The 20,084-nt window shown below is 71.0% G+C and carries 23 protein-coding genes and 1 pseudogene; 9 read left to right on the top strand and 15 right to left on the bottom strand.

From position 1 onward, the window contains the following. Positions 1-132 (top strand): annotated as a pseudogene (locus ACYVC6_RS15690) (IS30 family transposase); the annotation flags it as partial. A 111-nt stretch (positions 133-243) separates the two neighbouring features. Here the strand turns inward: ACYVC6_RS15690 and ACYVC6_RS15685 are convergent. The 6 genes from ACYVC6_RS15685 to ACYVC6_RS15660 all read right to left on the bottom strand — a co-directional run bounded on the left by ACYVC6_RS15685 (position 244) and on the right by ACYVC6_RS15660 (position 6,175). Next, positions 244-1,533, bottom strand: a complete 1,290-nt coding sequence (locus ACYVC6_RS15685) for a class I SAM-dependent methyltransferase (RefSeq protein ID WP_460715321.1) — start codon at positions 1,531-1,533, stop codon at positions 244-246. Then, the gene (locus tag ACYVC6_RS15680) at positions 1,530-2,906 is read right to left on the bottom strand and encodes an FAD-binding oxidoreductase (RefSeq protein WP_460715320.1); all 1,377 of its coding nucleotides are present in this window, start codon (positions 2,904-2,906) and stop codon (positions 1,530-1,532) included. The genes ACYVC6_RS15685 and ACYVC6_RS15680 overlap by 4 nt, the downstream gene beginning before the upstream one ends. Before the next feature lie 28 nt (positions 2,907-2,934). Beyond that, entirely contained in the window at positions 2,935-3,288 is a 354-nt protein-coding gene (locus ACYVC6_RS15675) for a cytidine deaminase (RefSeq protein WP_460715319.1), read from the bottom strand. After that, entirely contained in the window at positions 3,281-4,600 is a 1,320-nt protein-coding gene (locus ACYVC6_RS15670) for a hemolysin family protein (RefSeq protein WP_460715318.1), read from the bottom strand. The genes ACYVC6_RS15675 and ACYVC6_RS15670 overlap by 8 nt, the downstream gene beginning before the upstream one ends. Further along, complete coding sequence (gene ybeY / locus ACYVC6_RS15665) at positions 4,597-5,061, bottom strand: rRNA maturation RNase YbeY (RefSeq protein WP_460715317.1); 465 nt, start codon at positions 5,059-5,061, stop codon at positions 4,597-4,599. The genes ACYVC6_RS15670 and ybeY overlap by 4 nt, the downstream gene beginning before the upstream one ends. Before the next feature lie 73 nt (positions 5,062-5,134). Next, complete coding sequence (locus tag ACYVC6_RS15660; protein WP_460715316.1) at positions 5,135-6,175, bottom strand: PhoH family protein; 1,041 nt, start codon at positions 6,173-6,175, stop codon at positions 5,135-5,137. Between the two features lie 123 nt (positions 6,176-6,298). Between ACYVC6_RS15660 and ACYVC6_RS15655 the strand changes: the two genes are divergently transcribed. Continuing rightward, on the top strand, positions 6,299-6,568 hold the full coding sequence (locus ACYVC6_RS15655) for a hypothetical protein (RefSeq protein ID WP_460715315.1): 270 nt from the start codon (positions 6,299-6,301) through the stop codon (positions 6,566-6,568). A gap of 7 nt (positions 6,569-6,575) precedes the next feature. Here ACYVC6_RS15655 and ACYVC6_RS15650 read toward each other — a convergent pair whose 3' ends face one another. Genes ACYVC6_RS15650 through ACYVC6_RS15640 form a run of 3 tightly spaced genes read right to left on the bottom strand, consistent with a single transcriptional unit; the run spans position 6,576 to position 8,675 of the window. Further along, positions 6,576-7,058 (bottom strand): nuclear transport factor 2 family protein, encoded by a 483-nt coding sequence (locus tag ACYVC6_RS15650; RefSeq protein ID WP_460715314.1) that lies wholly within the window; start codon positions 7,056-7,058, stop codon positions 6,576-6,578. 55 nt (positions 7,059-7,113) lie between these two features. Further along, on the bottom strand, positions 7,114-8,343 hold the full coding sequence (locus ACYVC6_RS15645) for a hypothetical protein (protein ID WP_460715313.1): 1,230 nt from the start codon (positions 8,341-8,343) through the stop codon (positions 7,114-7,116). Continuing rightward, positions 8,340-8,675, bottom strand: a complete 336-nt coding sequence (locus tag ACYVC6_RS15640; protein WP_460715312.1) for an HIT domain-containing protein — start codon at positions 8,673-8,675, stop codon at positions 8,340-8,342. The genes ACYVC6_RS15645 and ACYVC6_RS15640 overlap by 4 nt, the downstream gene beginning before the upstream one ends. Before the next feature lie 88 nt (positions 8,676-8,763). Between ACYVC6_RS15640 and ACYVC6_RS15635 the strand changes: the two genes are divergently transcribed. The 4 genes from ACYVC6_RS15635 to ACYVC6_RS15620 are packed head-to-tail and all read left to right on the top strand — an operon-like array spanning position 8,764 to position 12,303. Then, positions 8,764-9,321, top strand: a complete 558-nt coding sequence (locus tag ACYVC6_RS15635) for a SigE family RNA polymerase sigma factor (RefSeq protein ID WP_460715311.1) — start codon at positions 8,764-8,766, stop codon at positions 9,319-9,321. Then, positions 9,321-10,268: a Gmad2 immunoglobulin-like domain-containing protein gene (locus ACYVC6_RS15630; RefSeq protein WP_460715310.1), complete on the top strand. Its 948-nt coding sequence runs from the start codon at positions 9,321-9,323 to the stop codon at positions 10,266-10,268. Before ACYVC6_RS15635 ends, ACYVC6_RS15630 begins: the two co-directional genes overlap by 1 nt. Positions 10,269-10,308: 40 nt before the next feature. Further along, complete coding sequence (locus ACYVC6_RS15625; RefSeq protein ID WP_460715309.1) at positions 10,309-11,247, top strand: Gmad2 immunoglobulin-like domain-containing protein; 939 nt, start codon at positions 10,309-10,311, stop codon at positions 11,245-11,247. A gap of 9 nt (positions 11,248-11,256) precedes the next feature. Next, positions 11,257-12,303, top strand: a complete 1,047-nt coding sequence (locus ACYVC6_RS15620; protein WP_460715308.1) for a winged helix DNA-binding domain-containing protein — start codon at positions 11,257-11,259, stop codon at positions 12,301-12,303. 64 nt (positions 12,304-12,367) lie between these two features. Here the strand turns inward: ACYVC6_RS15620 and ACYVC6_RS15615 are convergent, their stop codons facing one another. From ACYVC6_RS15615 to hrcA, 3 genes are all read right to left on the bottom strand, one after another. Beyond that, on the bottom strand, positions 12,368-13,108 hold the full coding sequence (locus ACYVC6_RS15615; RefSeq protein ID WP_460715307.1) for a 16S rRNA (uracil(1498)-N(3))-methyltransferase: 741 nt from the start codon (positions 13,106-13,108) through the stop codon (positions 12,368-12,370). An 11-nt stretch (positions 13,109-13,119) separates the two neighbouring features. After that, positions 13,120-14,289, bottom strand: a complete 1,170-nt coding sequence (dnaJ, locus tag ACYVC6_RS15610) for a molecular chaperone DnaJ (protein ID WP_460715305.1) — start codon at positions 14,287-14,289, stop codon at positions 13,120-13,122. A gap of 89 nt (positions 14,290-14,378) precedes the next feature. Next, positions 14,379-15,386 carry a heat-inducible transcriptional repressor HrcA gene (gene hrcA / locus ACYVC6_RS15605; RefSeq protein WP_460715304.1) on the bottom strand — a complete coding sequence of 336 codons (1,008 nt, stop codon included), beginning with the start codon at positions 15,384-15,386 and terminating at the stop codon, positions 14,379-14,381. A 59-nt stretch (positions 15,387-15,445) separates the two neighbouring features. Here hrcA and ACYVC6_RS15600 point away from each other — a divergent pair, with 59 nt between their 5' ends. Genes ACYVC6_RS15600 through ACYVC6_RS15590 form a run of 3 tightly spaced genes read left to right on the top strand, consistent with a single transcriptional unit; the run spans position 15,446 to position 17,466 of the window. Then, positions 15,446-16,312 (top strand): MBL fold metallo-hydrolase, encoded by an 867-nt coding sequence (locus ACYVC6_RS15600; protein ID WP_460715303.1) that lies wholly within the window; start codon positions 15,446-15,448, stop codon positions 16,310-16,312. 29 nt (positions 16,313-16,341) lie between these two features. Beyond that, entirely contained in the window at positions 16,342-16,530 is a 189-nt protein-coding gene (locus ACYVC6_RS15595; protein WP_460715302.1) for a hypothetical protein, read from the top strand. A 60-nt stretch (positions 16,531-16,590) separates the two neighbouring features. After that, on the top strand, positions 16,591-17,466 hold the full coding sequence (locus tag ACYVC6_RS15590) for a DUF3097 domain-containing protein (RefSeq protein WP_460715301.1): 876 nt from the start codon (positions 16,591-16,593) through the stop codon (positions 17,464-17,466). On the opposite strand, the gene ACYVC6_RS15585 is transcribed toward ACYVC6_RS15590, so the two are convergent. From ACYVC6_RS15585 to ACYVC6_RS15575, 3 genes are read right to left on the bottom strand one after another with little or no spacing between them, the layout of a single operon-like run. Further along, a complete protein-coding gene (locus ACYVC6_RS15585; protein WP_460715300.1) occupies positions 17,456-17,833 on the bottom strand; it encodes a TM2 domain-containing protein in 378 nt (125 codons plus the stop codon). The genes ACYVC6_RS15590 and ACYVC6_RS15585 overlap by 11 nt on opposite strands. A 32-nt stretch (positions 17,834-17,865) precedes the next feature. Beyond that, the gene (hemW, locus tag ACYVC6_RS15580) at positions 17,866-19,086 is read right to left on the bottom strand and encodes a radical SAM family heme chaperone HemW (protein WP_460715351.1); all 1,221 of its coding nucleotides are present in this window, start codon (positions 19,084-19,086) and stop codon (positions 17,866-17,868) included. 11 nt (positions 19,087-19,097) lie between these two features. Continuing rightward, the gene (locus tag ACYVC6_RS15575; RefSeq protein ID WP_460715299.1) at positions 19,098-20,024 is read right to left on the bottom strand and encodes a dioxygenase family protein; all 927 of its coding nucleotides are present in this window, start codon (positions 20,022-20,024) and stop codon (positions 19,098-19,100) included. Positions 20,025-20,084: the final 60 nt, after the last annotated feature.

The following is a 20,084-nucleotide window of genomic DNA, read 5'->3' as shown; positions in this document are numbered from 1 at the left end:
CCACGACGGCTCGACTTCCGGACGCTGACCCAAGACGACCTCGATGCCATCGCACTCGAGCTCAACGACCGTCCTCGACAGACCCTCGGTTTCAAGACACCATCACAAGCACTAGCCGAGGTGTTGCCTTGACCGCCTGAGCCCGCAGGCATGAGCGGATGTTTCAAGCGCGGTGGACGATATGCGCGGACCTCCCCACCAAGCCGGTAAGGCAGGAGTCCTCCCGGTCGAGCCGCGCGCTTCTCAGAACGTGTGCCGCAGCGGGTAGCCGCTCACCCCGTTGTCGTCGGTCTTGGTGGCCAGGACGTGGTGGAGCTGGATCTCGTTGCGCTCGAAGGCCAGCCGCGAGCCGGCCATGTAGAGGCCCCACACCCGAGCGGTGGGCTCCCCGACCTCGGCGACGCAGGCGTCCCAGTTGTCCTCCAGGTTGCGGCACCACGCAGCCAGGGTCTTCGCGTAGTGGACCCGGATGTTCTCCTCGTGCTGCACCTCCAGGCCGGCGTTCTGCACCTCGGTGATGATCCGGCCCGAGCCGATCAGCTCGGCGTCAGGGAACACGTAGCGGTCGAGGAACGCACCGGTCTCGTAGAACCGGTTGTCGTGCCGGGTGATGCAGTGGTTGAGCAGCCGGCCCTGGGGGCGGAGGTGGTCGCGGATGAACCCGAAGTACGACGGGTAGTTCTTGACCCCGATGTGCTCGGTGAGGCCGATCGACGAGATCGCGTCGAAGCCGGTCTCCTCCACGTGCCGGTAGTCCATGAAGCGAACTTCGGCGAGGTGGTCGAGCCCCTCCTCCTTGATCCGCCGCTGCGCCCAGGACGCCTGCTCGCGGGACAGGGTGACGCCGAGCGCGTGGACGCCGTGCTCGCGCGCCGCGTGCCGGACCATCCCGCCCCAGCCGCAGCCGAGGTCGAGCAGCCGCTGACCCGGCTGGAGGTCGAGCTTGCGGGCGACCAGGTCGTACTTCGCGTGCTGTGCCTCCTCCAGCGTGGCCGTCTCGCTCGGGTAGACCGCGCAGGTGTAGGTCATCGACGGGCCGAGCACGTGCTCGTAGAACGTGTTGGACACGTCGTAGTGGTGGTGGATCGCCTCGGCGTCGCGTCCCAGCGAGTGCCGGACGCCTTCCAGCGTCCGGCGCAGCCGGGAGGGTGCCTCCTGCGGCGGTGGCGCGACCGGCTTGAGGTGGCTGAGGCCGAGCGAGCGGAGCACGGTGACCGCCTCGGCCGGCGACGGGCGGCGGAAGGACAGGTTGCTCTGCACGAGCTTGAGCAGCTCGTAGGGGTCCCCGGGGTGGACGCCGTGCACCTCCAGGTCGCCGGCGACGTAGGCCCGGCTGAAACCGAGGTCGCCGGGTGCTGTGAGCAGGTAGTTGAGCCCGCGCTCGGTGGCCAGGTGGAGACGGAACGGCGAGTCCTCCGGTCCGGTCGCGCTGCCGTCGTAGGCCGTGAAGCGCACGGCGAGGGGTTCCTTGAGCAGCGCATCGAGCGCGCCCGCGATCGTGAGAGTCCGGGACGAGGACTGGGTCTGGGTCATCGCTTGCGCACCGCCTTGTCGTAGAGGGTGAGGAACCTGTCGTCGGGGTCGTAGACCGCCTTGAGCCTGGCGAGGTTGGCGCCGCCGTAGAGCCGGTCGAAGGTCTCGCGGTCGTAGAACGCCTCGGAGTAGAGCGACTTGTGGCCGTCGAGCTCGTGGACCTTGGCCTCGATCGCCCGGTTGAGGGGGGCGTCGGCGGCGTCCGGGCCGACGTGGACGGTGCCCCAGAAGCCGATGTTGACGTAGGTCGTGCGTGGCTTGAGCGGATAACTCGGCCAGGCCGCGCCCGTGACGGTCCCCGGAGAGACCAGGGGGCACAGCCACACCGGTCTCATCCCGACCTCGCGGTCGAACCAGTCGAGGAACTCCTCGAGGCGCTCCACCGGGACCTCGACGTCCTGCACCACCCGCTCCCGCTGGGGGCGCCCCTTGAGCCTGTCGACCCGATCGATGAAGCCGGTGCGGTCGTTGAGGGCGATCAGCTTGTGGAACACGTCGGACCGGCGATAGCGCCGCGGCCAGAGCCGGCGTACGACGGGATGCTGGGCGCCCATCGCCCGCGAGCACCAGAACCAGTCGGTGTCCCAGCGCCACAGGTAGTCGTTCATGGTCAGGAGATCGGTCTCCCGCTCCCGGATCGAGCGGTAGTAGATCTGCTGGCCGGCGTAGTCGGACGTCCTTGCCGCCCCATCGTCGGTCCACCGCGCGAGTGTCAGGTAGTACTCCCCGGGCTCGAAGGCCACGCCGTCCAGGCCGTCGACACGCTGCCCGTCGTACTCCCGGGTCTCGCAGATCTCGGCGGTCGTCTTGGCGAGCAGCCCGGCATCGTCGAAACGGACGTGCCGCAGGGCCACGAAGCCGGGCACGCGTTCGAGGCTGATCCGCAGCCGGGTCGCGTAGCCGAGGGAGCCGTAGGAGTTGACGAACGCGTCGAACAGGCCATCGCCCGGGCGGACCGTCACCACCTCGCCGGCGCCGGTGAAGACATCCATCTCGGTCACCGACTCGTGCGGCAGCCCGTTGCGGAAGCTGGTCGACTCGATCCCGAGCCCGGTCACCGCCCCGCCGAGGGTGATGGTGCGCAGCTGAGGCACGACCAGCGGGATGAGCCCGTGGGGCAGCGTCGCCTCGACCAGGTGCTCGTAGGTGCACATGCCCTGGACGTCGGCGGTCCGCTGCTCGGCGTCGATCGAGATGACGCCGTCCAGTCCGGACACGTCGAGCCCGGGTGCCCGGCTCGCCTCGCGGGAGCGGAACAGGTTGGAGGTCCGCTTGGCAAGCCGCACACGCTGACCAGCGGGGACGGCGGCGTAGGACGCCCGCAGCCTGTCGACCGCCTGCTCGTGCTGTGCCCACCCTCGTTCTCGGGTCACCCGGTCAACGCTACCCAGGCAGCGCTGCTCAGGTCGAGGCCGAGACCTCGACGGTTCCGCGCGGGCTGCCGACGTGGACGGGCACTCCGGCACCGGCGAAGTCGCGAAGCGCCGCGAGGTCCTGCTCGCCGACGGCGTCGGCCTCGGTAAGCAGCACCGCCGCCTCCAGGCCACGTGCACCGGACGCGACCGCCATCGCGACGCAGACGCCCAGCGCGGAGACGGCCAGCGACGGCAGGGCGACCGTGGCCGCGGCGTAGGTGCGTCCATCGAGGTCGCGGACCGCCGCGCCCTCGGCGGCACCGGTCCGCGCCCTGGTCGCCTTGGCGAGGGTCACCAGCTTCTGGTCCTCCGCGTCCAGCTCCGGCGGCGCGTCACTCACCGACGACCTCCTCGATCGCGGGCTCGGGTTCGGGGACGGCGTCCCGCTCGACCCGGCTGATCCGGACGGTGCCGATCTTGTTGCGCCGGCCGGCGGTGTCCTCGGCGGTGAACCGCAGTCCGTGGGCGACCACCTGGGAGCCCGGAATGGGCACCAGCCCCAGGTGCTTGGCCATCAGACCACCGACCGAGTCCACGTCGTCCTCGTCGACATCGAAGCCGAACAGCTCGTCGAGGTCGTCGATCGGGTAGCGCGAGGACACCCGCACCGAGCCGTCCTCGAGCCTCTCGGTCTCGATCTCGTCGGCGTCGTACTCGTCGGTGATCTCTCCGACGATCTCCTCGAGCAGGTCCTCGATGGTGATCAGGCCCGCGGTGCCGCCGTACTCGTCGACGACGATCGCGAGATGCTGACGACGGGCCTGCATCTCCCGGAGGAGGTCGTCCACCGGCTTGGACTCGGGCACCCAGTAGACCTCGCGCATGACCTCCTCGACGCGCTGGGTGAGCTCGACGTCAGGCGCCTCGAAGTCGCGCCTGACCAGGTCCTTGAGGTAGACGACACCGACGATGTGGTCGAGGTTGTCCTCGATCACCGGCACCCTGGAGAACCCGCTGCGCAGGAACAGCGACATCGTCTGGCGGAGGTTCTTGTGGCGCTCGACGAACACCACGTCGTTGCGCGGCACCATCACCTCGCGGACGGTGGTGTCGCCGAGCTCGAAGACCGAATGGATCATCCGGCGCTCGTCGGACTCGATGAGCGCGGATGCCTCGGCCATGTCGACGAGCTCGCGCAGCTCGGTCTCGGTGTTGAACGGGCCCTCGCGGAAGCCCTTGCCGGGGGTGAGCGCGTTGCCGACCAGGATCAGCAGCCGCGGGAGCGGCCCGAGCACCGTGGTCACGAACGACAACGGGGCGGCCGACCACAGGGCCACGGCCTCGTTGTGCTGGCGGCCGAGCGTGCGCGGAGCGACGCCGATGACGACGAACGAGACGACCAGCATCACCGCGATGGTCACGATCGTGCTGGGGAACCAGTCGCCGCCGAAGGCGTCGTTGACCTCGCGCGTCACCAGGACGATCGCGGAGATCTCGCAGAGAAGCCGCAGCAGCAGCGCGGTGTTGAGGTAGGGCGCGGGGTCCTCGAGCAGGCGCAGCAGCCGGCGCGAGCCGGGGCGGTTGTCGTCGGCGAGCTCGACGGCGCGGGCGCGCGAGAACGAGGTGAGGGCGGCGTCGGCCGCGGAGAACAGGCCGGCCGCCAGGACCAGCCCTGCGGCGGTCACCAGCAGCCAGGCATCACCACTGCTCATGGGGCGGCCGTGGCTCCAGCCCGCCAGTCGGCGAGGAGCTTGTCCTGAAGCCCGAACATCTCCTTGTGGTCCTCCGGCTCGGCGTGGTCGTAGCCCAGCAGGTGCAGGATCCCATGGACGGTGAGCAGCTCCAGCTCCGCCTCCACGGGATGCCCGGCCTCGGTGGCCTGCCGGGCGGCGACGTCGGGACACACCATGATGTCGCCGAGGATGCCCTCCTCCGGCTCCTCGTTGACCAGCCCCGGCCGCAGCTCGTCCATGGGGAACGCGAGCACGTCGGTCGGACCGTCGCCCTCCATCCACTTCGCGTTGAGCTCGGTCATGGTGTCGACGTCGACCAGCTTCACGCAGAGCTCAGCGAGCGGGTGCACCCGCATCCGGTCGAGCACGAACCGGCTCAGAGAGCCGAGGTGCTTCACATCGACGGACTGCCCCGACTCGTCGAGGACCTCGATGCTCATGCTTTTCGGGGCCCCCGCGGAAGCGTGAGGCCTTCCGCGCGGAGCGCCATCGCCGAGCGGTTTCGTGGGGTATTCACTGTCTGCGCTCCGCCTGCCTCTTCTCCTTGCGCTGGGCCCGGGCGTCGTGCTCGTCGTAGGCCGCCACGATCTGCCCCACCAGCCGGTGCCGGACCACGTCGTGACTGGTGAGCCGGACGAAGGTGACATCGTCGATGTCGTCGAGGATCTCCTGGACGACGCGGAGACCGGACCGGGTGCCGGACGGCAGGTCGACCTGGGTGACGTCGCCGGTGACCACGATCTTGGAGCCGAAGCCCAGGCGGGTCAGGAACATCTTCATCTGCTCCGGGGTGGTGTTCTGCGCCTCGTCGAGCACGATGAAGGAGTCGTTGAGCGAGCGGCCGCGCAGGAACGCCAGGGGTGCGACCTCGATGGTCCCGGCCGCGAGGAGCTTGGGGATCGACTCCGGGTCGATCATGTCGTGCAGCGCGTCGTAGAGCGGGCGCAGGTAGGGGTCGATCTTCTCGCTGAGCGTCCCGGGGAGATAGCCGAGCCGCTCCCCCGCCTCCACGGCCGGACGGCTCAGGATGATCCGGTTGATCTGCTTGGACTGCAGCGCCTGCACGGCCTTGGCCATCGCCAGATAGGTCTTGCCGGTGCCGGCCGGCCCGATGCCGAAGGTGATCGTGTGCTTGTCGATCGAGTCGACGTAGCGCTTCTGGTTGAGCGTCTTGGGGCGGATGGAGCGGCCGCGGTTGCTGAGGATGTTGAGGCTCAGCACGTCGGCGGGACGCTCGGTCGTCTCGGCGCGCAGCATCGCCAGCACCCGCTCGACGGTCTCACCGGTCACGCCCTGGCCGGTGCGGATGATCGTCACCAGCTCGTCGATCAAGCGCTCGATCAGGGCCAGCTCGGCGGGCGGACCCTGGAGCGTGACCCGGTTGCCGCGCACGTGAACGTCGGCGTCGAAGACCGCCTCGATGAGGCCGAGGTGCTCGTCACCGGGGCCCAGCAGGCTGACCATGTTGATGCTGTTGGGGACGGTGACCGTGTGCTTGGTGACGTGCTTGGTGACTGGGTCCACGGCCGGGACGTCCTGGGGTTGATCAGTCATGGGGTGCCCCTGAGGGGCCGAGCCTTCCGGTGAGGTGATTGGGCCAGTCCATGCTACGGGAGCAGGGTGCGCCGTCCCACCGAGTTGTCGCTGGGTAGTGGCTCGGCCCCGTACCGTGGCCGTATGCGCGGCGACGCCTACGACGACGAGCGGGACCCGGTCGACGACGACCACGCCCCGCCCGCCTGGTTCCCCGGCGGCCACCTGCCCGAGGACGCCCGCCGGATGGGTCTCACCCACCACGTCGGGGAGGGTGCGCTGCTCGACTTCGCGGGCAAGCTGGACGGCGCCAAGCCGCTGCACCGAGTCACCGCCTGGGTGCTCCTGGTGGTCTTCGGGCTGCCGGTCGTGTTCGCGATGATGCGGCTCTTCGACGCGATGGCGGGGGGTTGATCGCCACTCAGTGCTGGAGCGACGGATCCCAGCGGTTGGCGATCAGCTTGAAGCTCGGGGTGTCCTCCAGGGAGGTCGTGGCCTCGTAGATCCGCTCGTACTGGGTCGACGCGATCCGCCAGGCCCCGTCCGGGTCCTTGCGGTAGGTATCGGCGTAGTAGCCGCCGCCGCGGATCTGCATCTGGAAGTCGGGCACGATCACGGTGTCCTCGAACACCCAGGATGCCGAAGCGGTGTCACCGTCCACGTCGATCTCGGGGTGGTTGGCGACGTGGATCGTGATGATCCCGGTGCCGAGGTTCTCCGACATGAACGCCACGACGTCGGCCCGGTTGTCGTAGTGCAGCGGCTTGTCCATCGCCTGCGTGCCGTAGCGGGCGGTGACGTCCTCGGCGAGGCAGTCGCCGAACTCGTCCCACAGCTTCAGGTCGAGCGTGCGGAAGTAGCGGTACTTGAGGCGCTTGATCTCCTCGATCGCGGCAAGGTCCATGCGAGCACCCTAGAACCTGTTCTAGTTTTTGTCCCGCCGCTCAGCCGACGGACGTCTACTCGTCGTCGAAGACGACCTGCAGGATGCCCAGGCACATCTCGTCGGTGGTGCCCTCGCCCCAGACGACGTACTTCTCCTGGGTGCCCTCGAACGCCGGCAGCAGGTCGCGCAGCTCCTGGCTGTGGTGGCAGGTGACCCGCAGGGTGTCGCCGGCGTCGACGTGCAGCGGCTCGACCCGCTGGGCGCCCTGGTCGTCGAAGTTCCACAGCGGGATGTCGAGCACCTCGGTGCTGTCCGGCGTCCCGGGGTTGGCCTCGATCTTGAGCCACTGACCGAGCAGGTGCATGTGGCCGGCCGCCCCGAGGATCGTCATCGACCGTGGGGCCGTGCGCGTGCAGGAAGTCGTCTCGGTCGGGTAGACGTTGGTCCCGCACAGCAGGTGGAGGAGGTTGGCGAGCTGACCTGGTCCCTCACCGAAGCGCTCCTTGGTGTCCTCCACCGAGGCCTCGCGGTCGCAGAGCGGACCGAGGGCGTGCTCGGAGCGGCACGGCAGCTCCACCGGTGCCGGCAGCAGCGTGGTGTGGACGCCCTTGATGTCCGATCCCGCCTTGGGCGTCCATCGGATCTGCGTCGCGGACCGGTCCGGACCGTCACCGAGCAGCAGGTTGTAGTGCACCTGCATGACGATGCGCGTGCCCTTGTCGAGGGAGGTGCCGTAGCCGTCGCGGGCCACCGTCTCCCGGCCACCCGGGGCCCACGCCCCGAGCCAGGCGGCGTCGTCGACGTTGTTGAACTCGCCCTCGAGCCCCATCCCGCCGAAGCAGGTCCAGCCGGGCTCGGGCGACGCGTCGTCCTCGGCCTCGGCGGCCGCGACCTGGTCCTCCCTGACCCTGAACAGGATCACGTGGTGCACGATCTCGGGGTCGCCGGGCTTGATCTGGGTCCCGGTCAGCCATGCGTCCTCGGGAAGCTCCGGGTCGAGCAGGAAGCAGCGGTAGTCGTCGGTGCCGGTGCCAGTGGGCGGCGAGGGCGTGTAGGCGGTCGGGATCTTCAACGTCGTACGCCGCTCGCCGGGGCGGAGCTTGCCCGCCTTGACCGGCGCGGTGGCCACCGGGGCCGTGTCGTCGTGGGAGACCACGACGGGCTCGCTGTCGACGGGCGTGACGGTCCGCTCGCGGGCCGGGTCCCGGTCACCCAACGCCACCACCCCGCCCACGACGACGGCGATGCCGACCAGCGCCGCCAACGACAACCGCAGGCGGCCGGACTCACGCAGGCGTCTCATCCGGGCGGCCAGCTCATCGAGCGTCCCGCGAGCACGTGCAGGTGGGTGTGGAAGACGGTCTGTCCGGCGTCGGCGCCGGTGTTGAGCACGAGCCGATAGGTGTCGAAGCCCGCCGCGGTGGCCACGGCATGCGCCGTCGTCACCAGCTCGGCCATCGTGGCCGGGTCGGCGGCGGCGACCTCGGCGGCGTTGGCGTGATGGTCCTTGGGGACGACGAGCACATGCGTCGGCGCCTGGGCGTTGACGTCGCGGAACGCCACAGTGCGCTCGGTCGTGTGCACGATCTCGCTCGGCACGTCACCGGCGACGATCCCGCAGAACAAGCAGTCCATCAGGGCCCTCCTCCCGACTGGCAATGGTGGCACATACAGCCATGGGCGGCCCTGTCAACCGGTTGCCAGGTCCGGGCGTCCTACTAGCGTGACGGTGCATGCGGAGGTCCCGTTGGTGAGGCCAGGTGAGACCTGGGACGCCGACGCGGCGATCGAGCAGCTCTACGCCGCTCACTGGCGCAGCCTGGTCCGACTGTCGGTCCTCTTGCTGCGCGACCAAGGTGCCGCCGAGGAGGTCGTGCAGGACGCGTTCGTGGCGATGCACGGCCGCTGGTCGCGGTTGCGCGACCCGGACAAGGCGCTCGCCTACCTCCGCCAGGCCGTGGTCAACCGCTCCCGCTCCGCGCTGCGGCACCGCGGTGTGGTCGAGCGACACGCCGCCCGCCAGGCACCCCCGGCCGACCAGGCACCGGCCGACGACGGGGTCGACGGCGCCGGGCGGCGTACCGCCGTCCTCGAGGCGATGCGCGCGCTCCCCGACCGGCAGCGCGAGGTGCTGGCGCTGCGCTACTACCTGGACCTGTCCGAGGCCGAGATCGCCGACACCCTGGGCATCGCCCGCGGCTCGGTCAAGGCCCACGCCTCCAGGGGCGCCGCGACGCTGCGCTCCCTGCTCGCCGACTCGCACTTCGAAGGTGACCTGTGATGGACGACCTGTCGACCCTGCTGCATGACGCCGTCTCCGACGTCGAGCCCACGGACCGTCTGGCCGAGATCCGTGACCGCACCACCTCGCGGACCGGCCGCGGGCGCTGGTACGCCGGGGGGGCGGCCGGTCTGGCGGTTGCCGCGGCGGTCACGGCGATCGCGATCGTCAGCTCTCCCGACCACGAGAAGGCCGACGACGTGGGCCCGGCCAGCCCGGCGCCGACCGTCGGCATGAGCGAGACACCGGCCCTCAGTCCCCAGGCGGTCTACTTCGTGGGGGACACCTCGGCAGGTCCACGGCTGTTCCGCGAGTTCCGCCCGGCCGAGGGCGGACCCTCACCCGAGGCTGCCGTCGAGGCCCTGCGCCGGGGACCGTGGGACCCGGACTACAGCAGCTACTTCCCGGCGGAAGCGATCACTGGTGTCGACGTCCGCGACGGGGTCATCAACGTGAGGGTCGAGTCCTGGGTGCACGACCGACCGGCGAACATGACGGCGCTGCAGGCCGAGCTCGCACTGCAGCAGGTCGTCTACTCCGTCCAGGCCGGTGCGGGCGAGCCCCTGCCGGTCCAGTTCCGTATCGGCCGGAACCCCACCGACACCGTGTTCGGCGTCCCGACGGCGGAGCCGATCACGAACCAGCCCCAGCTGGACGTCCTGGCGCTCGTGAGCATCAGCGACCCGGTCGAGAAGCTCCAGGTGAAGGACAGCTTCATCGCGCGCGGGGCCGCCAGCTCCTTCGAGGGCAACGTCCCGTGGGAGCTGCTCGACGCCGACGGGACCGTGGTGGAGAGCGGAGCCGCCACGGCCGCCATGGAGACGCACCTGGTCGAGTGGGAGACGGAGCCCATCGACGTGTCCGGCCTCGAGCCCGGCCGCTACACGTTCGTGGCCACCACTGACGACGCGAAGTTCACCGACACGCGGACCGTCGTCGTCCTGTAGGTCCGCAACCCCGCACCGATCCCACCTGAGGATGGACACCATGACCCGACTTCCCCGGCCCGTCTTCAAGAACCGCTCGCTGCTCGTCGTCGCTGCGCTGGTCCTGTCCGTCGGACTGGCAGCCTGCGGCGACGACGAGCCGACCGCCGAGGACCCGGGCGGCGACGAGACCACGACGGCCGCGAGCGAACCAACCGAGGAGCCGACCGAGGAGCCGACGGCCACCGCCTCGGAGACCGGCGCCCCAGAGATGCTCACGGTGCCGGTCTACTTCACCGGTGAGACCCCGCAGGGCACCCGGCTGTTCCGGGAGTTCCGCAAGGTCGAGGCGGACAACCCGCTGGAGGAAGCAGTGGCGGTCATGATCGCCGGTGACGCGCTGGACCCCGACTACGGCTCGCTGTGGCCGACGTCAGGTGGGTTCGAGAGCGTCACCTTCAGCGAGGGCGCCGGAGCGATCGTCGCGCAGGTCTCAGACGACGCCTGGAGCGCCCCGGGGGACGGCATGTCCAAGCAGGACGCGAAGCTCGCCGTCCAGCAGCTCGTCTACACCGTCCAGGGCATCCAGCAGGAGCGCCTGCCGGTCCTGGTGCAGCACGGCGCGGACCCGGTGCCGCTGTTCGGCATCGACACCGAGGGCGGGCTCAAGGCGGCCAAGCAGCTCGACGTCCTGGCCTTCATGAACGTCACCACACCCGAGGAGGGCGCGACGGTCAGCGGCAGCTTCACCGCCGAGGGCGTCGGCAGCTCGTTCGAGGCGACGGTCATCTGGGAGGTCCGGGACGCCGCCGGCACCGCCGTGCTCGAGGGGTTCACGACCGCCGAGGGCTGGATCGACAAGCTCTATCCCTGGACCGCTGACGTCGACGTCTCCGGCCTCGCGCCAGGCACCTACACCTTCGTCGCGCTCACCGACGACCCGTCTGGCGGCGAGGGCTTCGGTCCCACGGAGGACACCAAGACGATCGTCGTCTCCTAGCCTCGTCGGGTGAAGCTCAGCCGCCGGCGCCTGAACCGCACGCTCCTGCACCGCCAGCACCTGCTGGAGCGCACCTCCGCCACCCCGCACGAGATGACCCGTCACCTCGTCGGGCTCCAGGCCCAGGAGAACCTGCCGCCGTACCTCTCCCTCGCCGCCCGGCTCGAGGACTTCGACCCACACGCCGTCACGGCCGGACTGGAGGACCGCTCGCTGGTCAGGTTCCTGGTGATGCGTGGCACGGTCCACCTGCTGACCGCGGACGACGCGCTGATGCTGCGCTCGTGGACCGCTCCGGTTCACGAGCGCGAGATCAAGATCAGCCAGAGCGTCGGTCCGGCCCGCGACGTCGACCGTGATGCCTTCCTGTCGGCACTGGACGAGCTCCTGGCCGACGAGCCGCTGCCGCAGAAGGCCATCGGTCTGGCGTTGGCCGAGCGGTTCCCGGCCTACGCCCCCACCCAGCTCGGCCAGCTGGCCCGGTCGGTCGCTCCCCTGGTCCAGGTCCCGCCGCGCGGGACGTGGAAGGGCAGCGGCTCGGTGGTCTACCAGTACGTCGACCGCTGGGTGGGGCGTCCGACCGTCGGGCCGGACGTCGAGGACATCGTCCGACGCTACCTGCGCGCGTTCGGCCCCGCCGCCGCCGCCGACGTCACGGCCTGGTCCGCGGTCACCCGGCTCGGACCCGTGGTCAAGGGCATGACCGACCTGGTCACCTACGAGGACGAGACCGGCAAGGTGCTGTACGACGTCCCCGAGGGCGAGCTCGCCGACGAGGACGCGCACGCGCCCGTGCGGCTGCTCGGCGCCTACGACAACGTCTGGCTGTCGCACGCCGCACGGGACCGGGTCACCGACCCCGAGTCGCGCAACGCCTGGATGGCCCAGAACGGGGCCAGCGCCCACGCGCTCTTCGCCGACGGCTGGCTGACCGGGCTGTGGCGCGCCGAGGACGGCCGGGTCCGGATCCTGCAGACCCTCCGGCCACTGACCGCGGCCGAGCAGTCGGAGCTCGACGAGGAGATCGCCCGCGTGGAGGCCCTGCTGGCCCGTTGAATCGGGAGTTCGTGTCCCTTGAGTCCGGGGGAAAGTCCCGTGTCAACGGACAGGAAGTCCCGACTCAACGCCAGCGCGGGGTGCGGGAGAGCAGGGCGGCGACCGCGGCGAGGCCCGCGGTGGAGGTGCGCAGGACCTCGGCGCCCAGGCGTACGGCGACGGCACCGGCGTCTGTCAACGCGGTGACCTCGTCGTCGGTCAGCCCGCCCTCGGGGCCGACCACCACGACGACCCGGCCGGCCGCGGGCACGTCCACGTCGGCGAGCGTGCCGGCTGCCTCCTCGTGCAGGACGACAGCCAGGTCGGCGTCCTCTACCAGCGTGACCACGTCGTCGGTCGAGGCGAGCGGGGTGACCTCGGGGAGCCAGGACCGACGCGACTGCTTGGCCGCCTCGCGGGAGGTGGACCGCCAGCGGGCCAATGCCTTGTCGCCGCGCTCGCCCTTCCAGACGGCGACAGACCGGGACGCGGCCCACGGCACGACCTGGGCCACGCCGACCTCGGTGAGCACCTCGACCGCGAGCTCGCCGCGGTCGCCCTTCGGCAGTGCCTGGACCACGACGATCGCGGGGGCCGGCTCGGGTATGTGCTCGACCGACGACACCGCCACCGCGAACACCCGCTTGCCGGTGGACGACACGACACCGACCACCGCCACACCCGCCCCGTCGGTCAGGACCACGGACTCGCCGACCCGGAGCCGCCGGACGGCCACCGCGTGGTGCGCCTCGTTCCCGTCGACCGTGACCTCGGTGCCGACACCCACACCGGCCAGTGACGGCACCAGGTGGACCGGGAGGGACATCGGGGCGCGGCCTAGTGGGGGTTGAACGCGTCGCGCAGCCGGCCGAACACCGACTTGCTGCCCGGCTTGAGCTGGCCGGCCGGCTTCTCCTCGCCGCGGATGGCGGCGAGCTCGGCGAGCAGCTCCTCCTGGCGCGGGTCGAGCCGCGTCGGCGTCTCGACCGCGATGGTCACGACCAGGTCGCCGCGACCGCCACGCAGCCCGGGTACGCCGCGGCCGCGGAGGACCGCCTCGGTGCCGGACTGGGTGCCGGGCTTGATGTCCAGGTCGAAGGCGGTCTCGAGGTCCGTGGTGGCGCCCTCGGGCGGCACGATGTCGGCCTCCAGAGTCGGCAGCTGCAACGTCGTGCCGAGGGCGGCCGCGGTCATCGGCACTGTCACCGTGCAGTGCAGGTCGTTGCCGTGGCGGGTGAAGGTGGGGTGGCGGGCCACGGAGATCTCGACGTAGAGGTCGCCGGGCGGGCCGCCTCCGGGGCCGACCTCGCCCTGCTCGGCGAGCTGGACGCGGGTGCCGGTGTCGACTCCGGCCGGGATCTTCACCGTCAGCGTGCGCCGGGACCGGACCCGGCCGTCGCCCGAGCACTCGCGGCACGGGTCGGGGATGATCGAACCGAAGCCCCGGCATGCCGCGCAGGGTCGCAGGGTGCGGATCTCGCCGAGGAACGAGCGTTGGACATGGGCGACCTCACCGGCGCCGCGGCAGGTCTCGCACGGGATCGGGTGGGTGCCGGGAGCGGCACCCTCGCCACCGCAGGTCGTGCACACGACGGCGGTGTCGACCTTCAGTTCGCGGCTGACGCCGAACGCCGCCTCGGCCAGCTCGATGTCGAGCCGGATGAGCGCGTCCTGCCCGCGTCGTACGCGTGGCCGCGGCCCGCGCGACTGCGCGCCGGGCTGGCCGCCGAAGAAGGCGTCCATGATGTCGGTGAACGAGAAGCCGGCGCCCTGGCCGCCGAAGCCGGCGCCGCCGAACGGATCTCCACCTCGGTCGTAGGCAGCACGCTTCTGGGGGTCGGACAGCACCTCGTAGGCGCGCGAGACCTCCTTGAAGCGCTCCTGCGTCTCCGGGTCGGGGTTGACGTCGGGGTGCAGCTGGCGCGCGAGTCGTCTGTAGGCCTTCTTGATGGTGTCGGGGTCCGCGTCGCGGGCGACACCCAGGAGGTCGTACAGGTCCTGGCTCACTCGTGTCCTTCCGGTTTCAGGCTGGGGTTCGGGCTCGGGTTGGGGCTGGGGTTCGGGCTGGGGTTCGGGCTGGGGTTCGGGCTGGTGGGTCAGGCCTCGTCGAGGAGGCGGGAGACATAACGGGCCACAGCACGCACCGCCGCCATCGTGCCGGGGTAGTCCATGCGGGTCGGTCCGACGATGCCCAGCGTGGCGACGGCCTCGTCGTGCGGGCCGTAGCCGGTGGCCACCACCGAGGTGGACGACAGCTCCTCGTAGGGGCCCTCGTGCCCGATCCGGACGGTGACGGTGCCGCCCTCGGTCGCCTCACCGAGCAGCTTGAGCAGCACGACGTGCTCCTCGAGCGCCTCGAGCAGCGGGCGTACGGCGGAGTCGAAGTGGTCGCCGTAGCGCGCCAGGTTGGCGGTGCCACCCACGGCGATCCGCTCGTCGGAGCGGTGGTCGACCATGGCGTCGACCAGCACGTCGACCACGACGGCGGTGGTCGGGTCTGCGGACTGGAGGCCGCGGAGCGCGCTCACCGCGTCGGCGATGACCTCGCCGGTGGCCGCGCGGCCGATCACGGTGCGCAGGTCGGCGAGGACCTCGTCGGTCAGCGGCCCGGCGACCTCGACCACGCGCTGCTCGACCCGTCCCGAGCTCAGGATCAGCACGACGAGGAGCCGGGTCGGGGCCAGGGCCACCAGCTCGACGTGACGCACGGTGGACCTGGAGAGCGTCGGGTACTGGACCACCGCGACCTGGCGGGTCAGCTGGGACAGCAGCCGCACCGACCGCGTCACGACGTCGTCGAGGTCGACCGCGCCGTCGAGGAAGGTGGAGATGGCCCGCTTCTCGGCAGGGCTCATCGGCTTGACCGTGGTCAGCCGGTCGACGAACAGCCGGTAGCCCTTGTCGGTGGGCACGCGACCGGCGCTGGTGTGCGGCTGGGTGATGTAGCCCTCGTCCTCGAGGGTCGCCATGTCGTTGCGGACGGTTGCCGGGCTGACGCCCAGCCGGTGCCGCTCGACGAGCGCCTTGGAGCCCACGGGCTCCTCGGTGGCGACGTAGTCCTCCACGATCGCGCGCAGGACGGCGAGCTTGCGGTCCTCCTGCACGGCCACCTCCTGGCACTCGGATCTACGGAGTGCCAATCCTACGACGTACGCTCCACCGGGTGACGTTCACCGAGGTCGCGGACCGGGTCTGGGTCGCGAGATACGACTGGTTCGACGTCAACGTCACGCTGGTCGGCGGCGCCGACGGGCTGCTGGTCGTCGACACCCATGCGTCCGACCTCGCGGCGCGGGCGGTCGTCGACGACGTACGCCGCCTCGGCGCCGGCGAGGTCCGGGCCGTGGTCAACACCCACGAGCACTTCGACCACACCTTCGGCAACGGCGCGTTCCGGGCAGCCTACGGACCGGTCCCGATCCACGCCCACGAGGTCGCGGCCGCGCGGACGCTGGCCGCCGGCGAGCGGGTCAAGACGCTCTACGACGAGGACGACAATCGCGGCGACCCGCACCGCGACGAGGTGCAGACGACCGAGATCGTGCCCGCCGAGACCACCTTCTCCTCGGCCGTCGCACTCGACCTGGGCGACCGGCTGGTCGAGCTCGTCCATCCCGGCCGCGGTCACACCGCCGGCGACCTGGTCGTGCGGGTCCCGGACGCGGATGTCCTCCTCGCCGGCGACCTCGTCGAGGAGTCCATGGCGCGCCAGGGCGTTCCCGGCTTCGGTGATGACTGCTACCCGATGGAGTGGCCGCTCAGCCTCGACATCGTGCTGGGGCTGACCACCGCCGCGAGCGTCGTCGTGCCGGGGCACGGCGCTCCCGTGGGCCGGGACTTCGTCGAGGAGCAGCGCAATGCCATCGGCGTGGTCGCCGAGACGATCCGGGACCTGGCCACCCGCGGCATCCCCGTCGCCGAGGCGCTGGACGCCGCCGAGTGGCCCTACCCGCGCGAGGAGCTGGCGGCCGCCGTCCGCCGTGGCTACGAGCACCTGCCGCGCGCCCAGAAGCGGCTGCCGCTGGTCTGAGCGCGGGTGCCGGCGGGTACCCGCGTCCCATGAGCAGCTCACCCGAAGAAGGCATCACCGACGACCAGCTTCCCGAGGACCTGGTGCCCAGCGAGGACAACCCGCTCGCCGAAGGCCTGGACCCGGAGGAGACCCCCGACGACGCGGACCTCCTCGGCGAGGGCAAGCACGCGGAGGAGTCCGCCGGCGACGACGCGACCGACGACACAGCGGGCTGATCCCGGGCCGACGGCGTGGCAGGCCCCTCGCTGGGGGTGGCCACCCCTAGCGTCGCTGCTGTGACTCGCGCTTCGACTCCGGGCCAGGCCGACCGCTATGGCACCGACGTGCTCGCCGGCGACTGGCGCGCCCCCAAGCGCGGCCGCGCCGTTGACGCGGTGGCCGACCTGGGCGTGGTCGTCGAGGAGGTGACCACTGACTGGTGCGGTGAGATCGTGGCGGTCGACCGCGATCTGCACACGCTGACCCTCGAGGACCGCCGCGGCCGGCGGCGTACGTTCCCCCTCGGCCCCGGCTTCCTGCTCGAGGGCCGTCCGGTGATCCTGAGCGCGCCGGTCCGTCAGGCCGCGCCCGCGCGGCCGACCCGCACCGCGTCGGGCTCGGTGGCGGTCCACGGCGCTCGGGCCCGGGTCGCCCGGGCCAGCCGGATCTTCGTCGAGGGGCGCCACGACGCCGAGCTCGTCGAGAAGGTCTGGGGCGACGACCTGCGGCTGGAGGGCGTGGTCGTCGAACACCTCGGCGGCATCGACGACCTCGTCGGCCACCTGCGCGGCTTCGCCCCCGGTCCCCGGCGCCGGGTCGGCGTCCTGGTCGACCATCTCGTCGCCGGCTCGAAGGAGAGCCGGATCGCCGATGAGGTCGCCCGCTCCCCCATGGGCCGCCACGTGCTGGTGGTCGGCCACCCGTTCGTGGACGTCTGGCAGGCGATCAAGCCCGACCGGATCGGCCTGCCCGCGTGGCCGGAGGTGCCCCGCAGCGTGGAGTGGAAGGTCGGCATCTGCCGACACCTGGGCTGGCCCCACGCCACCCAGGCCGACATCGCCCGGGCCTGGCAGCACCTGCTGTCGCGCGTCGGCTCCTACGACGACCTCGACCCGGCCCTGCTGGGCCGGGTCGAGGAGCTGATCGACTTCGTGACCAGCCCTAGCTCCTGAGCATGTAGCCGTTGGCGTCCTTGCTGTCGGTCGCCAGGATGATGATCCCGTCGATGAACGGCCAGAGGGCGCCGATGCCGCAGGTGACCAGCGTGACGACCAGCTGGATGATGCCGGTCTTGTTGTCGCCGATGTAGAACCGGCCGATACCGATCGGGATCAGGATCTGCAGCAGACCGGCGACCAGCTTGGACTTGTCGGAGTAGGGGATGCCGGTGACCGGGTGGATGCCGTAGGGCGTCGTCGAGCTCACGCCGTAGGCGCCGGGCGGCGGTACCGGATAACCGGGCTGTCCGGGCTGTCCGTAGGCCGGCGGGGTGGGTTGGCCGTACGGCGGGGGCGGCGGGTTCTCGGGATCTTGCGTCATGCCACCACCGTAGGCCGGAGGGTCGGCCACCGTCAGGGCAGGAGGTCCCGGACGACCGCGTCGGCGAGCAGCCGTCCCTGCGCAGTCAGCACGAACCGGTCCTCGGCGACCTCGCCCAGCCCTCGGCCCACCGTCGCCGCGACCCGGGCTCGGCCCGCGTCGTCCAGCACCTCGAGCGGCAGCCCTTCTCGCAACCGCACCTCAAGCAGCACCCGCTCGACCCGCCGGGTCTCGGCGTCGAGCACCTCGTGGTCCTGAGCAGGACTCCGGCCCGCGGCCAGCCGCTCGGCGTAGGCCACCGGGTGCTTGACGTTCCACCAGCGAACTCCCGCCACGTGGGAGTGGGCGCCCGGACCGACGCCCCACCAGTCACCGCCCGTCCAGTAGAGGAGGTTGTGCCGGCAGCGGGCCCTCGTGTCATCCGGGAAGTCGCGGGCCCAGTTGGACAGCTCGTACCAGCCGTACCCGGCCGCCCCGAGCCGCGAGTCGGCGAGCAGGTACTTGTCAGCCAGGTCGTCCTCGTCCGGCCTCGGCACCTCACCACGGCGCACCCGGCGCGCCAGCGCCGTGCCCTCCTCGACGATGAGCGCGTACGCCGACACGTGGTCCGGCCCGCAGGCCAGCGCCGCGTCCAGCGACCGCTCCCAGTCGTCGACCGACTCTCCAGGCGTCCCGTAGATCAGGTCCAGGCTGATGCTCCCGCCCCCGGCCGGCTCGAACCCGGCGGCCCGGGCCCACGCCACGACCTCCGGCAGCCGGAGCGGGTCATGTGTGCGGTCCAGCACGCGGAGGACGTGGTCGACGGCCGACTGCATCCCGAACGAGACCCGGTTGACGCCTCCCTCCCGCAGCCGGTCGAGGCTCTCGGGGGTGACGCTGTCCGGGTTGGCCTCCGTGGTCACCTCCGCCCCCGCGACCAGGCCGAACTCCGCCTCGATCGCCGAGACCACCGACGTCAGGTCAGCCGGGTCGAGCAGGGTCGGGGTGCCGCCCCCGAAGAAGACCGTCGAGACGGGCAGGTCACGGTCGCCCAGGACCGCGCGGGCCCGCCTGACCTCGGCCACCGCTGCCTCGGCGTACGTCGAGCGTGAGGCCCCGGCGACCAGGCCCGCGCCGAGCTCCTCGGCGGTGTAGGTGTTGAAGTCGCAGTAGCCGCAGCGGACCGTACAGAAGGGGACGTGGACGTAGAACCCGAAGCCGCGCTCACCGGCGCGGGCCAGGGCATCCTCGGGCAGCTCCTCCACAGGAGCCAGTCTGTCCGACGTCAGACGGGCACGTTGAGGGAGATCGTGTAGCCCTGGTCGACCGACCCGGTAACGCTCGCCATCTGCAGCGAGTAGCCGTCGCTGAAGATGCCGTCGGTGTCGAGCGAGAGCTGGGCGAGGTTGGCGACGCTCTGCTCGTAGCCCTCGACGGTGCCGTAGACCTCGTCACAGACGTCCTGCGGGAGCGCGAGCTGGGAGGTTCGCAGCTTGTTGGCATAGCTGGTCGCGGAGTCGAGGGACTCGTAGACCTCGAAGTGCATGTGCGGCCACCGGCCCGCATAACAGGCCGGGAAGATGCTGGTGAAGGTGATGTCGCCCTCCGCGTCAGCCTCCTGGACGCCGCGCAGGTAGTTCTCCTCGGTGACACCTTCGGAGTAGAGCGAGTAGCGGCCCTCGCGGTCGCAGTGCCACAGGTAGATCGCGGCGCCAGGCAGCGCCGTCACGGCCTCACCGTTGAGGTCGTAGACCTTGAGCTTGACCGTGACCGGCACTCCCTCGGCGACGCCGGAGGCGGAACCGAACGACGCGGTGATGTCGCTGCGGACCACCCCGCTCTCGCTGAGCACGTTGGCGCCGTTGGACCCGTCGCCCGGATAGGGGCCGGCGGTCTCCTCGGGGATCTCACCCTCCGCGACCTCGACCGACGAGTCGCCGCCCATGCCACCGCCCGGCCCGCCCGCAGGTGGCGTGCCGCCCTGGGTCGTCGAGGACGTCGATCCCGTGCTGCTCGTGCCCGAGCCGGACGAGGAGTCGTCCGCACAGCCCACCAACGCGACGGCGCCGACGCCTCCCAAGATCCCGAGCAGGCCGCGCCGTCCCAGGGATCGGCCCTCCCTCAGCCGCCAGTCCTGCTCGACGATGATCGGCAGGTCGTGGGCGAGGCCCAGGTCGTGGTCCTCGAGGTCGTGGTCGTCAGTGTGCGTCATGCAGCACAGGGAACACACCGGTGCTGTGTGTTCCCTGTGTTGAGTCCCAGCGCAGGCTGC

It is taken from the genome of Nocardioides dilutus, from assembly GCF_054779555.1.
This window is presented reverse-complemented; position numbering and strand designations above follow the sequence as displayed.

Bases quoted from the DNA above. Each gene is read 5' to 3' on its own strand.
- ACYVC6_RS15645 (WP_460715313.1), bottom strand. From the start codon at position 8,343: ATGAGACGCCTGCGTGAGTCCGGCCGCCTGCGGTTGTCGTTGGCGGCG.
- ACYVC6_RS15670 (WP_460715318.1), bottom strand. From the start codon at position 4,600: ATGAGCAGTGGTGATGCCTGGCTGCTGGTGACCGCCGCAGGGCTGGTC.
- ACYVC6_RS15650 (WP_460715314.1), bottom strand. From the start codon at position 7,058: ATGGACCTTGCCGCGATCGAGGAGATCAAGCGCCTCAAGTACCGCTAC.
- ACYVC6_RS15585 (WP_460715300.1), bottom strand. From the start codon at position 17,833: ATGACGCAAGATCCCGAGAACCCGCCGCCCCCGCCGTACGGCCAACCC.
- ACYVC6_RS15655 (WP_460715315.1), top strand. From the start codon at position 6,299: ATGCGCGGCGACGCCTACGACGACGAGCGGGACCCGGTCGACGACGAC.
- ACYVC6_RS15595 (WP_460715302.1), top strand. From the start codon at position 16,342: ATGAGCAGCTCACCCGAAGAAGGCATCACCGACGACCAGCTTCCCGAG.
- ACYVC6_RS15640 (WP_460715312.1), bottom strand. From the start codon at position 8,675: ATGGACTGCTTGTTCTGCGGGATCGTCGCCGGTGACGTGCCGAGCGAG.
- ACYVC6_RS15630 (WP_460715310.1), top strand. From the start codon at position 9,321: ATGGACGACCTGTCGACCCTGCTGCATGACGCCGTCTCCGACGTCGAG.
- ACYVC6_RS15660 (WP_460715316.1), bottom strand. From the start codon at position 6,175: ATGACTGATCAACCCCAGGACGTCCCGGCCGTGGACCCAGTCACCAAG.
- ACYVC6_RS15625 (WP_460715309.1), top strand. From the start codon at position 10,309: ATGACCCGACTTCCCCGGCCCGTCTTCAAGAACCGCTCGCTGCTCGTC.
- ACYVC6_RS15575 (WP_460715299.1), bottom strand. From the start codon at position 20,024: ATGACGCACACTGACGACCACGACCTCGAGGACCACGACCTGGGCCTC.
- ACYVC6_RS15615 (WP_460715307.1), bottom strand. From the start codon at position 13,108: ATGTCCCTCCCGGTCCACCTGGTGCCGTCACTGGCCGGTGTGGGTGTC.
- ybeY (WP_460715317.1), bottom strand. From the start codon at position 5,061: ATGAGCATCGAGGTCCTCGACGAGTCGGGGCAGTCCGTCGATGTGAAG.
- ACYVC6_RS15685 (WP_460715321.1), bottom strand. From the start codon at position 1,533: ATGACCCAGACCCAGTCCTCGTCCCGGACTCTCACGATCGCGGGCGCG.